The organism is Spirosoma horti (assembly GCF_054776595.1).
Map to the genome: position 1 here is coordinate 377,373 of NZ_BAAHBQ010000007.1, position 15,277 is coordinate 392,649.

The 15,277-nt window shown below is 49.1% G+C and carries 14 protein-coding genes; 4 read left to right on the plus strand and 10 right to left on the minus strand.

Annotated features, from left to right (window positions below; translation table 11 throughout):
• Positions 1-42: 42 nt before the first annotated feature.
• Positions 43-594 (minus strand): sll1863 family stress response protein, encoded by a 552-nt coding sequence (locus ACYVAM_RS23100; RefSeq protein ID WP_461071470.1) that lies wholly within the window; start codon positions 592-594, stop codon positions 43-45.
• Between the two features lie 118 nt (positions 595-712).
• Complete coding sequence (locus ACYVAM_RS23105) at positions 713-1,330, minus strand: thioredoxin family protein (protein WP_461071472.1); 618 nt, start codon at positions 1,328-1,330, stop codon at positions 713-715.
• Positions 1,331-2,085: 755 nt separating this feature from the next.
• On the opposite strand from ACYVAM_RS23105, the gene ACYVAM_RS23110 reads away from it, so the two are divergent.
• Positions 2,086-5,334, plus strand: coding sequence for an endonuclease/exonuclease/phosphatase family protein (locus ACYVAM_RS23110; RefSeq protein WP_461071474.1), 3,249 nt, complete (start codon positions 2,086-2,088; stop codon positions 5,332-5,334).
• A 136-nt stretch (positions 5,335-5,470) separates the two neighbouring features.
• On the opposite strand, the gene ACYVAM_RS23115 is transcribed toward ACYVAM_RS23110, so the two are convergent.
• The 3 genes from ACYVAM_RS23115 to ACYVAM_RS23125 form a co-directional block, all read right to left on the minus strand.
• Positions 5,471-6,571 carry a T9SS type A sorting domain-containing protein gene (locus ACYVAM_RS23115; RefSeq protein ID WP_461071476.1) on the minus strand — a complete coding sequence of 367 codons (1,101 nt, stop codon included), beginning with the start codon at positions 6,569-6,571 and terminating at the stop codon, positions 5,471-5,473.
• Between the two features lie 62 nt (positions 6,572-6,633).
• Positions 6,634-7,836, minus strand: coding sequence for an AIR synthase related protein (locus tag ACYVAM_RS23120; protein ID WP_461071478.1), 1,203 nt, complete (start codon positions 7,834-7,836; stop codon positions 6,634-6,636).
• Positions 7,837-7,975: 139 nt separating this feature from the next.
• A complete protein-coding gene (locus ACYVAM_RS23125) occupies positions 7,976-8,944 on the minus strand; it encodes a Gfo/Idh/MocA family protein (protein ID WP_461071480.1) in 969 nt (322 codons plus the stop codon).
• A 104-nt stretch (positions 8,945-9,048) separates the two neighbouring features.
• On the opposite strand from ACYVAM_RS23125, the gene ACYVAM_RS23130 reads away from it, so the two are divergent.
• Positions 9,049-9,912 (plus strand): DUF481 domain-containing protein, encoded by an 864-nt coding sequence (locus tag ACYVAM_RS23130; protein ID WP_461071482.1) that lies wholly within the window; start codon positions 9,049-9,051, stop codon positions 9,910-9,912.
• A gap of 67 nt (positions 9,913-9,979) precedes the next feature.
• On the opposite strand, the gene ACYVAM_RS23135 is transcribed toward ACYVAM_RS23130, so the two are convergent.
• Positions 9,980-10,801 (minus strand): LysM peptidoglycan-binding domain-containing protein, encoded by an 822-nt coding sequence (locus ACYVAM_RS23135; RefSeq protein WP_461071484.1) that lies wholly within the window; start codon positions 10,799-10,801, stop codon positions 9,980-9,982.
• Positions 10,802-10,827: 26 nt separating this feature from the next.
• The gene (gene purE / locus ACYVAM_RS23140) at positions 10,828-11,301 is read right to left on the minus strand and encodes a 5-(carboxyamino)imidazole ribonucleotide mutase (RefSeq protein WP_461071486.1); all 474 of its coding nucleotides are present in this window, start codon (positions 11,299-11,301) and stop codon (positions 10,828-10,830) included.
• Between the two features lie 10 nt (positions 11,302-11,311).
• On the opposite strand from purE, the gene ACYVAM_RS23145 reads away from it, so the two are divergent.
• A complete protein-coding gene (locus tag ACYVAM_RS23145; RefSeq protein ID WP_461071488.1) occupies positions 11,312-11,446 on the plus strand; it encodes a hypothetical protein in 135 nt (44 codons plus the stop codon).
• A 39-nt stretch (positions 11,447-11,485) separates the two neighbouring features.
• On the opposite strand, the gene ACYVAM_RS23150 is transcribed toward ACYVAM_RS23145, so the two are convergent.
• Positions 11,486-12,733, minus strand: coding sequence for a DUF1501 domain-containing protein (locus ACYVAM_RS23150; protein WP_461071490.1), 1,248 nt, complete (start codon positions 12,731-12,733; stop codon positions 11,486-11,488).
• A 104-nt stretch (positions 12,734-12,837) separates the two neighbouring features.
• Entirely contained in the window at positions 12,838-14,277 is a 1,440-nt protein-coding gene (locus ACYVAM_RS23155; RefSeq protein ID WP_461071492.1) for a DUF1800 domain-containing protein, read from the minus strand.
• A 26-nt stretch (positions 14,278-14,303) separates the two neighbouring features.
• Between ACYVAM_RS23155 and ACYVAM_RS23160 the strand changes: the two genes are divergently transcribed.
• Complete coding sequence (locus tag ACYVAM_RS23160) at positions 14,304-14,507, plus strand: hypothetical protein (RefSeq protein WP_461071494.1); 204 nt, start codon at positions 14,304-14,306, stop codon at positions 14,505-14,507.
• A 243-nt stretch (positions 14,508-14,750) separates the two neighbouring features.
• On the opposite strand, the gene ACYVAM_RS23165 is transcribed toward ACYVAM_RS23160, so the two are convergent.
• The gene (locus ACYVAM_RS23165; protein ID WP_461071496.1) at positions 14,751-15,257 is read right to left on the minus strand and encodes a hypothetical protein; all 507 of its coding nucleotides are present in this window, start codon (positions 15,255-15,257) and stop codon (positions 14,751-14,753) included.
• Positions 15,258-15,277 lie beyond the last annotated feature (20 nt).

A 15,277-nucleotide genomic window follows, 5' to 3' on the forward strand; every position in this document is an offset into this window, starting at 1 on the left:
GGCACAACCTGTGTAAAAACCAGTAAGCGAGATTTCTCAGGATTAGTTATTATCCCGTTTGAGTTTGTCCCCAGCTTTGTCGAAGGCATCCCCTATCTCATGGCCCGCTTGCTTAAACCCGGCCTTCACATCTTTCCAGGCATCGGCCGTCGCATTTTGAGCTTTGTCCATATCCTCACCCAGCTCTTTCCGCTCTACCTCAAGCTTCGCTTTTTGACGTTCGGTCTCCGCTTTAGCTTTATCACTCTGTTTATCAGCTTTTACTTTCAATTCATCGATTTTGGCGTCCAGCTTGTCTTTTTGGACCTTCATTTTAGCAACGGCCTCATCTCGTTCCCGTTTGAAATCAGCAGCCATTTCGTCCGATTTAGCATCTGCTTTATCACCCGCTTCACGCATATCCTCCTTAGCATCGGCGGCTGCATCTTTTGTATCGGCAGAGATTGCATCACCCGTTTTTTCGAGAGCGTCTTCAGTTCGGGATTCATTTTTGTTGTCGGAGCCACAAGCCTGTAGAAGTGCCAGCGATGACACCAGCATTAATGTACCAGCAACGTGTTTGATCCGGGTCAGCATCAATGGATATTTTTTCATAATCGTTGTGTAGTTTGATTTTCATCAACTCAATAGACAAACGATATGCCAAAAAAGACAGAAAGCCGAAACTAAGCCACAGAAAGCGATGGCTAAACCGATTCAATTGGACCCGTTTTTACTTCCATTTTATAGCACAACCAATCGGTTTTGTGATCGGGGATTGCACAGGACGACCGCTGAGGAGACTACTAACCGCTTCATCTACATACCGACGCTGGGCGCTGGCACCATCCTGCGGGCTATCGTCAATGGCGCCCATGTATTCAAGAATAAACTGACCGCCTGCCTGCTTCAACACATATACTTCGGGTGTACGGGTAGATCCAAAAGCACGAGAAGTCGTCTGCGTTTCGTCAATGGCATACGCAAACGAGTAACTTTTTTCGCGCGAGCGAATCTGCATATTCTCGAACGAGTCGTCTTCATAAGCTTTGGGATCATTAGGCATGATGGCCAGCACCGGATAGCCCTGCGGTGAGAATTTACGATCCAGGGCAACAAGGCGATCTTCGTAGGCTTTCGAAAAAGGACAGTGGTTACTCATAAAAACGACGATCAGCCCTTTCTGAGATCGGTAATCGGCCAGTGTAACCTGACGGTTGTCCACATTTTTTAATCGAAAATCGGCAATAGCATCGCCAAGATTGTAGCCTTTTGTATTCTGGGCAATGCCTGATTGAGTCAGTATCAGAACCAGCAACCCAGCTAATGACCAACCCATGAATGATTTCATTTGTAAATTTTTAAATGTTCAGTGATTAGATAGTAAACGCACCTAAAAGATTAATCTACATTCCCTTTGGTCGAATACTATCTCAGCGACTCTTTCCCAAGCTAGCCATTTTATACATACATCACTTTAACGGTGTTTACGTTTTTTTCGTTTTGGCTATTTGAAAAACCGCTATTTTCAGCAATACTCTCATTAACAAAACCTTAGCTCTCCAAATGATTTTGGGGGATTATATAACTTGATCCAATCTAGAGCTGGCCTAAATGAACGAACGTGCAGGACAAAAGGGAAGCACTTTAGCATGGCAATATGACCCGAGTTTTCGGGTCATTCTATTGATCTATAATCATCAGAAGTACAACCAGGTAAGTATCCGCTAAAAATCATTTAGTCTCTTATAGATATACTTACAGTAACCGATAGATCGAAAATATATAAATGTTTATAACATAACAATTTGGTAAGATAGAATACAGGACAACTAGGTTAGTTTTGTAATAAAAGCGCAAACAAGTCAACTCAATTTCATGAAACAAACTATACGAACGCAAGTCGTCCGAGGGCTATTCTTGTGTGGAACTTTACTATTTACATCTGGTACTTTCGTAACCTCCCATTTATTCGGGAAACCTACTGGGGAAACTAGTGAACGTAAGGCAGGCCCTTCCCGGCCACAACCAACAACTTATAGTAATTCCTATGTAGGGCTATTAAACAACACGTCGAAAAACAAGCTGGCTAGTGGGTATAGTAGTTTGAAAGGAATATCCAATACATTACTTAAGCCAACCAACGCAACTTACTATACGCTGGCATCGGGACCATTTCAACAAAACTGGACCAACACAAACCTGATAACGACGGATAATAACTGGGATAATGTACCAAGTATTATTGGCTACCGGGGCGACGACCTGACAACAGCTACCGGCACCGATCCACAAACTATACTGGCAAATGGCTCATCGACACCAGTGAATGTATTGGCTAATCTGACAGCGGTATCCAATAATACAGGCGCTGTAGCTGAGTTCGAAATTGCTAATCCAACCATTGCTCTTCAGGGCTCAGGAACAGCCGACGCCCCGCATATTGTTATCTTCCTGAATACAACGGGGATAACAACCGCAACGATTGCCTATAACCTGCGCGACATCGATAATACAACAGACAACGCGAACCAAGCGGTTGCGTTACAGTATCGAGTGGGTGGAACGGGCAATTTCACAAATATTCCTGCTGCATTTGTAGCTGATGCAACGAGTGGCCCCAGCAGTGCCACACAGGTAACGGCCGTTAGCGTTAGCCTGCCCAATGCAGTCTTGAATCAGGCACAGGTCGAACTCCGAATTATAACGTCCAATGCGGCTGGTAATGACGAATGGGTCGGTATAGATGATATTTCCATTACGGGTACAACAACGGGGGTAACACCACCAACCTTATCGGCCAATCCGTTAACGCTATCAGGCAGCCAAGGACCTGCTTACCTAGTAGGCAGTGGTCCAGCCAGCGTTAGCTTGGCTTTGAGCGGCAGTAATCTGGATCCAGTTAGCGGTACAGTTACGGTAGCGTCATCTAACTCGGCTGTTTTTGCCGTATCAAGTGATAATGTAAATTTCGGTGCAACATCAACGATTCCATACAGCAATTCAGCTTTGTCAAATGTACCCATATATGTGCAGTTAGTAGGCGGTCAGGGAATTGGAAATTACACAGGAACAATTGCTATTGCGGGTGGTGGAGCCACTCTGAATGTGCCATTTAGTGGAACGGTATTGAGTAATGGCAGTGGTACACGAATCCACGACATTCAGGGAATAGCTCACCTTTCCCCGCTTAATGGTCAAACCGTTTCCAACGTGCAGGGAATCGTTACGGGCCTACGAAGCAATGGCTTTTATATGCAGGATCCCAGCCCGGACAATGATGACCGTACATCGGAAGGTATTTTCGTCTTTCAAAATGCGACCCCAACGGTTCCTATTGGTGCATCCGTAACGGTAGGCGGCACCGTCAGCGAGTTTCGCTCAGGTGGCAGCAGCGGGGGAAATAACCTCACAACTACCCAGATCAATGCGCCAACAATTACGGTACTCACCACCGGTAATGCATTACCATCGGCGACAATCCTTGGTAATGGCGGCCGTACCATTCCAACGCAGATTATTGAAGACCAGGCCGGTGATGTAGAAACGAGCGGATTGACGTTTGACCCGGCCAGTGATGGCATTGATTTTTACGAGAGTTTAGAAGGTATGCTTGTGGCAATCAATAACCCGGTAACGTCTGGCCCTACACTGGATAACAGCTCAATCTGGGTATTAGCCGATAACGGTGCCAATGTTACAGGTCGTACGGCACGCGGTGGCATTGCGATCAGTGCCAATGACTTTAATCCGGAACGCATTTTGTTATATACCGGCGGTGGTGGCAGCTTTCCGGCCACTTCGCTTGCAGGCATTAATGTAAATGCAGGCATCAGTTCACTGACGGGAATTATGGACTACTTCGGTGGTGATTATGAAGTTCTGCCGACTACAGCCCTTACCATCACACCCAGCACACTGACTCGCGAAGTGTCGTCGTTAGTACCAACCGACAATCAACTGACGGTAGCTACATTCAATGTCGAGAATTTAGATCCCAATGACGGAGCAACCAAATTTGGCAACTTAGCCAGCCGCATCGTCAATAACCTGCGTTCGCCAGACATTATTAATCTGGAAGAAATTCAGGATAACAACGGTGCTACAAACAATGGTACGGTCGATGCCACAACTACGTTTCAAACACTTATTAGCGCCATTACGGCGGCAGGTGGCCCAACGTACTCATTTCGGCAAATCGACCCGGTCAATGGGCAGGATGGTGGTGAGCCAGGCGGTAACATTCGTGTCGGCTTTCTCTTCAATGCAGCTCGTGTCACGTTTGTCGACCGGCCGGGGGGTACTTCCACAGCAGCCGTTAGTGTAGCGAACGTGGACGGCCAGCCGCAACTCTCGTTCAGCCCCGGTCGGATCGATCCAACTAACTCAGCTTTCTCAAGCAGCCGCAAGCCCCTGGTCGGTGAGTTTGTCTTCAATGGGCAGAAGATTTTTGTCATCGCGAACCACTTCAACTCCAAAGGAGGTGATCAGGACCTGTTTGGAAAAACGCAGCCACCAGTGTTAAGCAGCGAAACTCAGCGCAGACAGCAGGCAACCATCGTGCGGAATTTTGTGTCCAGTATTCAGGCAATCGACCCGAATGCAAGCATCGTTGTCGCTGGTGATTTGAACGATTTCCAATTTTCGGCTCCACTTACCATTCTGAAGGGCAGTGGCCCAACTTCGCTCACAACACTGGTTGAAACCCTGCCGTTGAATGAACAGTACACCTACAATTTCGGTGGAAATGCGCAGGTAATCGACCATGTTATGGTGAGTAGCGGGCTGAGAAGTCGGTTAGATGCGTATGACGTCGTACATATTAACTCAGAATTCTTTGATCAGGATAGTGACCATGATCCAAGCGTAGCCCGGTTTACGATACTTCCAGTTGATTTGTCGCCAATTATCCGGCTTCCTCAGGCAAACTTCTTGGCATCTGGGGCTGATGCGACGCGGGGCTTTACGGTAGAGCTAAGTGAATTTAGCGGCCAGCCGACATCCAGCGGAAACGTAGTCATTACAATCACGGCCCCACTGGGTTATACACTTAGCTTCGACAACACCCGTACTGCAATTGATGTCACGGGCGGCACCACCAACCCGGTAGCTGTGGATAACGCAAACTGGACGCTTACAAATTCAGTGAGCAACCGCCAATTAACCCTAACGATAAACACCGGTCAAGCAATTCCTGCTTTAGGCAAAGCTACGCTTGGTTTTACCATCACCCGCACGGCAGTAAACTCGGGAAGTACATCAAATCTTACGGTAAATGTTAACGACGACCCCGGTAAGACATACGACGGAAATACAGCCAATAACATCTTCGTTCGTATTCTTAATGCCCTGTAAGTGAGATACGTATGCGTTACACTGGCCTAGTGTCATAAAGCACATCATGCCTAAAGACCCAATAACCCAACCAGTCGACTGGTTGGGTTATTGGGTCTTTAGGCAGACCAGTTTGTCTATTACGCCAAACATCTGGCTAGCGGATCAGTACGGTAAACGTCTGCCGATGGTCTTTTATAATCACCTCAAGCCAGTACAGCCCAGATGGCAGAGGTTGTTCAAAAATTAAATCAGCCTCGCCGGGTTGTCTGTCAATCCGCCCAGCCAAAACTTGTCCTGTAGGGGCTACCAACTGGATTATAGCCTCATTGGCATTCCAGAGCCGCACATGGATTCGGTCAGAACTGGCCGGGTTGGGATACACACTTACTGTCGGTTCATTGGCCCGTATGATCGTTGATATAACGCCGTAGGTATGAACGGCCCCGCCTGCGTCGATCTGCTTCAATCGGTAATAATTGGCTCCAGGGCGGGGATTGAAGTCGGTTAGCCCATAATACTGTCGCTCATTTGTGGTGCCAGTGGCGGTGACGTTACCAACAGGTATGTATGTTTCTACATCATAGCTCCGTTCAACTACAAAGCGGTCGGTGTTGTGCTCGCTGGCTGTTGACCAGGCCAGTTGAACACGGTCGCCTTCGGGTTTGGCCGTGAACGAAAGTAAGGTAATTGGCAGGACCACAGCGTTGATCTGAATCTCATCCAGTTTGAGCGTTCCACCGCCGGCCGTTGGATTGCAGGCATAAATGCGGAACGTGATGCCATTTGATTGATTCATAAACCCGGCGCCGGTCAAGGCAATGGAGGCCGTCTGATAATTCGTTGCCGTACCTTGCGAATGAATATCACTACTGAATCCATCAGCGCTCGACCGAACGGTTAGTTGTTGCGGTCCCTGCGCCGATCGGGCAAAAGCGAACGAGAGGGTAGTTAACGTAATGGTAGCTGTACCGACCGGTTGCACGGAAAACTGAACATATTCCGTCTGGTCGCAACGCGATGTCGACCAGTTTTGGACATTGGCTCCTGAATTGACGTAGCCAGATGAATACGGACTAACGGCCAGTAAATTGACACCCGTATACGTAACCGTAGAGGCATTCACTAACCCGCTCGACGAAGTACCGTTATCGTTTCCCTCGAAACTCCAGCTAGCCGTAAACGGAGTTGTCTGCGCGTTGCCTATCGACAAGGCCAGGAGCCAGACAAGTGCAGAGGTCGTAAAAAATTTCCTCATAGACAGGCGTATTGATGTGAAAACACATATTCCGCCTGCAATCTATGAAATTAACAAGTAACCTAGTACACAAATTTACCTACTTCACTTTCTATGGTCACTCGCTTGCCATCGAAAGGCTCTACCCGTCCAATTACCTGAGCATCAATACCAAAGGTTTCAGCGATATCAATGACCCGCTGCGCATTTACTTCAGGCAAATAAATCTCCAGCCTGTGTCCCATGTTGAAGACCTTGTACATTTCCTGCCAGCTCGTACCACTTTCGGCCTGAATCAGCCGGAACAAGGGCGGAATTGGAAAAAGGTTATCTTTAATGATGTGCAGATTTTCCACGAAATGTAAAACTTTCGTCTGTGCGCCACCCGAGCAGTGAACCATTCCATGGATCTGCGACCGGAGTTCATCTAGCAGCACTTTGGCTACGGGGGCGTAGGTGCGGGTGGGCGATAGAATGAGCTGTCCTACGGTAATATCAGCCGGAACGGTGAGTTGTGCTGTTCCGCTTTCAGAGGAGACAGCTGCCAGGGTATCCGTTAGTTTTTTGGAGCCGCTATAAATCAGCGATTTGTCAATGGTGGGATCGAAACTTTCGGGGTATTGACTGGCCAGGTAATGAGCCAACACATCGTGCCGGGCCGATGTCAGGCCATTGCTGCCCATACCACCGTTGTAAGCCGTTTCGTAAGCGGCTTGCCCATACGACGCCAGGCCAACCACCACATCACCGGCCTGAATTCGGTCATTACTGATGACCTGATCGCGTCGCATCCGGGCGATAACCGTGCTGTCGACAATAACGGTTCTCACCAAATCACCCACATCGGCCGTTTCGCCCCCGGTGCTGTAAATCTCGATGCCGTGCTCGCGCAACATCTGCAACACTTCCTCGGTGCCGTTGATAATTTCGGCAATCACTTCCCCCGGAATCAGGTTTTTATTACGACCAATGGTCGACGACAGAAGCATGGGGCCCGTTGCACCGGCACAGATCAAATCGTCGGTATTCATGACGACTGCATCCTGGGCAATCCCCTTCCAGACGCTCAGATCACCGGTTTCGCGCCAATAAAGATACGCCAGTGCCGATTTTGTGCCCGCTCCATCGGCGTGCATAATGGTACAATACGCCGGATCACCAGCCAGTGTATCAGGCACAATTTTGCAGAATGCTTTCGGAAACAGGCCTTTATCGAGTTGGGCAATCGCGTTGTGAACGTCTTCTTTACTGGCGGAAACCCCGCGCTGGGCATAACGATCTGTCATCCTACTGATGAATGATGAATAATGAATGAGCACAAAGGTAAGAAAGTGTGCCTAAACCGGCCTCCATTTCATGTGAACAGAGGCAGGATAGTTTAGGCACTTGTTCTTACCCGTCAGTAAAGGCATCATCGCTCTGTCATCAGGCGTAAACGATTCCCGCTTCGGCCCGAACGGCATCCAACAACGCCATCAGGTTCAGGCTATCGTCGAGCGACCAGAGCGGGCTTTCGGTTCGTTCTTCACTCAGGCACTGCATCACATGCCGGGCTTCGTAATCGTAGCCATGCGTGGTACGGGTAAAATCGAAATCGGTTGGTTCTCCGTCTTCCGTGATGAGGGTAACACCCATCGTTTCGTGGAATCGGCTATGAATACGGATCTGCCCGGTTTCGCCCTGAATCAGACCAATGCAGTCCGTTTTTGCCTGTAACGTACTGTCCAACAAGGCGATCTGGCCATCGGCATAGGTCAGTACCATCCCACATTGTTCATCGACACCCGTTGAGCCGAAAATGGCCGATGCCTTTATGCCGGTGGGTTTGCCCAATATGAGGTACGATAAAAACAGCGGATAAATGCCAATGTCGAGTAACGACCCGCCCCCTAACGCTTTGTCGAAAAGCCGACCTTCTGGCGAGAAAGGTGCTTTAAAGCCAAAGTCTGCCTTCACCGAAACGACCTTGCCGATGGCACCGGACTGGGCAAGTTCCAGGGCTTTTTCAATGCCGGGCATAAATCGGCTCCAGAGGGCTTCCATCAGAAATACCCCCTTCGAACGGGCCAGATCAACCATGTCCCGAACCTGTTCGCTGTTCATGGCAAAGGGTTTTTCACCCAATACGGAAACGCCCCCATTGAGCAGCATCAGCGCATTTTCGTGGTGTTTGATATGTGGGGTGGCCACATAAACCACATCCAGATCAGGCAAAGTGAGTAGCTCTTCGTACGAACCGAACGCATGCGGTGCATCATATGCAGAAGCAAATTCTTCCGCCCGTTGCTGATTTGTCGACGCCACGGCATATAGTTGGGCATCCGGTAAGGTAAGCAGATCCTGTGCAAATTTGTGGGCAATACGGCCCGGTCCCAGAATTCCCCAGCGAGTCATGATAAAGGATTGAGAGAGGTTAGCTATTGGATAAATTGACCAGCCGGTCAGCCGTCAAATGTATCTTTTTTTTCTAAGTTGCAGCCTCAACAACTCAACAATCCGTGAAAAGCAGTCCATTCTTCTTTTTATCTTTCCTTTTTTTTCTGGCTTACACAACCTCGTTCGCCCAAATTGTCGAGCAACCCGACCCGTTGCGCCCATCCACAACGACACCCGATAGTACAAAGGCGAAAACCCCGGCAGACTCAAGCAAAAAGGCCATAGATAGTACGAGTACAATTAAAAAAGACACAACTACGCCAACGCAGACGCATATTTTTCGATACCGGTTTACGGCCGATGGTACAATTACATCGGGCAACGTCAACCGGGCGCTCCTGCAACTGACCAGTGCCGTCGATTATGAACTGAGCCATTATTTTAAACTATCGAGTAGCCCCTCGTTCGTGTATGGCGAACAGAGCGGGCTACTGGCCGAACGGGAATGGTTTGGTGATTTTCGGACAACGTATCGGTATGAAAAAAGGCTCTATTACCTGGCGTTCGGATCGTATGAGCGCAGTAATCTCCGGCAGATCAATAACCGGTGGACAGCGGCAGGCGGTATTGGCTACAAACTCCTTAATCACAAACGAGCCTACATCTCGATTACCGATGTGATTATGAATGAAAATACCGACTTCATTGAACTGGAAGACATTTATATCGTTCGTAACTCGCTGCGTGTCTTTGGTGAATATTCGTTAGCGAATGATCGCGTTACCGTTACGCACACGGCTTTTTATCAGCCTGCGCTGGGCCAGTACAACATACGGTGGAATGCCAGCCTGAGCGTTCAGGTAAAGTTGACGTCGGCCACCAGCCTGCGCACAACGTTGGCCAATGCCTACGAGAGTCTGGTGGTGCCCGGCCGCCAGAACAATGACCTTCGGTTCACGGTGGGATTGGTATATGAACGAAAATAAAGAGGAGTGGCCGACACGCTAAAACTCGCGCGTCGGCCACTCCTCTTTATTCTTAACCCTAAAAATGTTACTGTTTTTCCGGGAAAGGAATAATTAGTTTTTCGCCCCGTTGGGCAATGTCTTTGTCTTTTTTGTTGGCACGCATGATGGCTTCCTTACTGACGCCATATTTCTGCGCCACTACGCGCAGCACATCGCCCGGCCCAACCGTATGAACGGCCATCGCTTTTACGTTCAGCTTTGTTACTCCTGCTTTGATATCACTCTCGGATACGCCCGGATTCAGTTCTTTCAGGGTGTTGATTTTCATGTTATAGCGACTCGCTACGCCGTAAAAAGTTTCTCCAGCCCCAACTGTATATTTGCTGGCTACACCACCCGGCTTGATCTTCGGCCGGACGATCTCTGGTTTTGCGGCAGCAACTTCCGGCTTAGGCTTCTCTTTAGCCTTAGCTTCGGCGGCTTTCTCAACAGGCTTTTCTTTCGGTTTTTCGGCAACGGGCTTCTCTTTCAGCTTTTCGTCGGGTCCAGGTTTGCCGTCGGTTGTTTCCCGATTTTCTTCGGCCACTTCTTCGGCTTTGACATTAGCCTCAGGTGCATCGGCTGGCGGTGTCGCCTGCGAGAGGTCGACGGGTGCCGGTTGCGACGAGGTGTCTTTCTCTTCGGGCGCCATCAGCATTTCGGGGTCGTTCTGCGATATTGGCTGTTGCGAAGCCGTATCGAGCGCCACATTGGTCAGTTCGTCAGAGCCATTGGTGTCATCCGTAACGTAGCCGTAGCCAATGTATAACAAGGCTGCAATAAGCCCCACCAAAACAACGAGTGTGATGGCAGGAAGACTGGAATTACCAGAGGGACGCGGATTGGATGATTGATTGTCAGCCTCCATAACGTAAAGTATATTGGGTTGGGTAGTTATAACTGGCGACTCATTTCAGCCACTTTTTCTTTTAAACTTTCTTTGAACCGGATCAGGTTAGCGGCCACGGTCTCATCGAACGTAGCCACAATCTGGGCAGCCAGAATCCCGGCATTCCGTGCGCCATCGAGCGCCATTGTGGCGACGGGTACACCGCCGGGCATCTGCAGAATGGACAATACCGAATCCCAGCCATCAATTGAATTACTGGATTTTACAGGAACGCCGATGACGGGCAATATGGTCAGGGAGGCCACCATACCGGGCAAATGCGCGGCTCCACCTGCTCCCGCCACAATCACCCGAAGGCCCCGTTCCCGGGCTGACTTGGCGTACTCGACCATTTTCTCGGGGGTTCGGTGGGCCGACACAATATCCATTTCCCACGTTACGCCCAACTCTGTTAAGATGTCGGCGGCCTCCTGCATGACCTTTCGGTCGGAGAGGCTACCCATTATTATACCTACCATTCAGAAGACTATGAATTTGACTCTCTGCGAAATAACGGAGTTTAAAGCAGATTCTGGCCGTATGCCAGCTAATTTTTTCTGCCGGGCCCATATCCAGTTCGTTTCCCGGGAGGTCATGCAAATGTATGGCTACCCGTTTGCCTAGTCGCACGCTCGCTTTACAGAATCGAATTACCATACGTCATCAGACAATTTTTAGTCCATCGAATTTCCGGCCCAGAATGGCCACATCGTCGGCACCGAGGTAATCGTGGAGCAGCGTGGCATAGATCTGCCGAAAATCGACCGAATAAGTCAAGTCGCCTTCGGTTAGTTTTGTGAGGTCTGGCGCTTCGTTCAGCACCCGTTGGGCGGGTAGACCACCGCCAATCAAAAATACGTTGTTGGCCGTTCCGTGATCCGTGCCATTGCTGGCATTTTGTTTCACTCGTCGGCCAAATTCAGAAAAGGTCATCAGCAATACATCCTTCTGGCGACCAGATGTTTTCAGATCGGCCATAAACGCACCGACGGCTTCGGCATACTGGCCCAATAATCGCTCCTGTTGCCCCGGTTGGTTGATGTGCGTGTCGAACCCACTGATGGATACATAATACACGCTGGTTTCGACGCCCGACTGGATGAGTTGCGATACGGTTTTGAGCCGGTCTCCCAGTTCGTGATTCGGGTAGGTTGTCAGCGTGGCAGAAGCGGAAGCCGCCGAAACAGGCCGTGTGGTACGGCTCACTTTTTCATACACATAATCGGCCGACGATACGGTTTCGGCCAGGGTTTTATAGAGATACGCTACCGATTCGGGTTCGTGGGTTCCGTTGGTATGCGCCTGTTCATGGCTCAAACCCGTTACGAATTTGCTGCGGGTCTGGTTATACAGCTTCTTAGGGTCCAACACGGCCAGCCCATTCAGGTTACTGCCTTTCAGGGCCAGGCTCAAGGTGTCATCTACCTCAATGGTCCGAAAAGGCTGCTGGGCTTTTCCGGTACAGGACGCATCCAGATACCGACCAACCCAGCCCGTATTGAGGTATTTATCCGAATCGCTGGCCGTTTGCCAGATGTCCATCGAGCGAAAATGCGACCGGTCGGGATTGGGGTAACCCACATTGTTGATCACCGTCATCAGCCCGTCGTCGTACAACGCTTTCAGAGGGCCCATTGCGGGATGTAAGCCAATTTCGTCATTCAATGGAAGGACTTTCTCGGCTCGTATGGCAATGGTCGGGCGTTCCCGGTAATAAATGTCGTTTCGGTAAGGCACAACAGTATTCAGGCCATCGTTGCCACCCGACAGTTGCACCACCACCAGAATTTTACCGTTCGACGCTGGCCCTTTGCCCAGCATCTGCGACTCATAGGCTTTCAGAAAATGCGGAATCAGCATAGTGCCCGCCGTCGTAAAAGCTGATTGTTTAAGGAAGTTTCTGCGGTTCATGGTTTTGAAGAGCGTAAGAATGAATAAGTTGGACCGCCGACGCGGAGTGAAAACCGCCTGAGTAGCCAGAGTTTTTACACCAGATGGTTTTCACTCATTCGCCATTAAGTAAGTTGATACTCGGGCAGGCTCATTAAGGCGACCGTCAGCGTCTGAATGCGTTCGGGACGCGTTTGAGATCCGGGAGCCTGACTGTCAATTAAGGTACGCTGGTCTGGACGAAGCGGAAGGGGCAACAAGCTTAAAGCAAGTGCATCGGTCAATTCGGCATCGGGTGTTTTGGCAAAGGCAGCTTCAAAATCGGCCCAGTTAACCCTTGTACGAAATTTCGCATTTCCTTTCCGGGCCAACAACTGGGTATTTACGTCACCATCTTCTTTGGGCTGTACCGCTACTTCCGTAGCGTTCAAAACGTAGTTTGGCAACTGCATTCGAAAGAGTAGGCTCGATGAGTCGATCCAGTTTTTCCCGCCCGGCCAGCCCGCCACATTGGGTGGATAAAACAGAACTTGCCCCAAGGTGCGCTGCACAAAAATCTGCGATTGTGGCTGCTCGAACTGGATACCCAGTGTATGGCGCAGTCCAACCAGCAACTCCACCGGCGACTTGATATGAGCTCCCCTATTTTTGGGGTCATAAAACCAGTCTGCCGTAAAGATGGTCTCCATCAGGTCACTAATGTTGTAGCCGCTTTTGTAGAACTGCTCCGCCAGTGCATCGACCTGCTTTTTATCTTCAGTTTCGTTGACGAAAAATCGGTAAATCTTAGCCGTAATGAAGCGCGCCGTTTGTGTATTCTCAAGCAACATCGCGATCACATCTTCGCCGGTGAATGAGCCGGTTTTGCCGAAAATCGTTTTATCCCCTTCGTCGTGTACCTGTTTCCGGAAAACAAACTGTCCTTCGGGTGTAAACTGCCAGCCCGTAAAGGCGCGGGCGGCATCTTTGATATCGTGCTCCGAATAGTTGCCCCGGCCGAGCGTAAATAACTCCATTACCTCGCGGGCGAAGTTCTCATTGGGCGCGTTCTTGCGATTTTGCTGGTTGTTCAAAAATTGGAGCATGGCCGGTTCTTTTGATACCGCCATCAGCAAATCGCCGAACCGCCCCAACGCATGTTGCCGGATCGTATTCGCATATTGCTGCATAAGGAGTGGATTTCGTCCCTGCGTTCGGCAGGCAAAATGCCCGTGCCAGAATAGAGCCATTTTTTCGCGCAAGGCTCCTCTACCAGACGCCATCCGGTCGAGCCATTGCAGATTCAAATCGCGCACCTTTTCGGCGTTGAGCCGGATGCGTTCTTTGAGCGTTTCTTTATCGAGTTGCCCATCCCGAACCAGGCCCTTAAGCTGCTTTTTCGTTTCGATGGCGTCCGGCTCCACGACATGTAGCTCCTGTACAGATTTACTATCATCGAACAGGTACCGTACAATTTTCCGCGCCGATTTGCGATCCAATGCCTCGTCCAGTTCAGCGGGGGTAGTGCCAAAGCCAGCCCGTGCAAAGAGGTAACGGATTTGTTGTTGTTTCGTCAATTTATCCATGCCTGTCAACCGTTGGCTATTGGCGTATGACAAGGCAAGACGGCAAACGTTTAATAGGCGGAGGATTAAAATTTGGCGAAGTGGCTGATCGGACGGACATAAGCGCCGTGAGCAGTGACTTATTTCCCTTATCATATAACATCATTCTTCATCCGGCCCACCCGCACTTCAATCAAATTCGGGTTCTCAGCCAGGAAATCCAGCCTGTCGATCGGCGGCTTTGGCGGTAGTGGCTTAAGGCAATAATAGAACCGTTTAATCGGCGGGAGATTAAAATTTGAATGAGCACCTGAATATAATGAGGACCTCCAGCAGTCACTAATAAAAGTGCTACAGGCCAGTCATCAGTAAAGTATACTAACAGCTGGCCCGTGGTTATGCGGTTTATAGTTTTAGTTAAACCTTATACATTCATATACTTTATTTAAGTAGCTTTTTCTACAAACTGACCAAACTATTTAAATAATCATGGCTCACTTATGCTCTATATACGGAAAAGGCCCGTTTTTAGTCGTAACATGTCCATCTTTAGAAATCATAATATCAGCGGATATTGGATCATAGGAAAACCCTAGGTCATTATCGGCAGGTAATCTTTTACTCCGGTTTAGTTTATCAATGTGCAGTAGCCTAGTATACTTTTTTAGCAAGTACTGATAACAGGCTGGAGCTGTTTGTACAATTGAGCCCTTGCCTGTATAAAGCAATGCTTCACGACCAGCAAATATTACAATTGACGTAGGAGGATTCTTTTTAATCGAATTCGTCCAGATAAAAGCACTAATAAAATAGTGAGTTGTGTCGCCCTTAGTCTCAACGGCTACTATGGGAATTTCGTGATTGTCAACATATTTTAAATAGCCTTTTATTGTAGCCGTTAATACACTATCTCCGGATGATAACTCCTCAACACATAGTTTAGGAGTTATTTTTTGAGTTGGTTGCTGACTTTTTGACAGAGAGATGCTAAACATCATCATGAATATCAGGGCGATTGTCT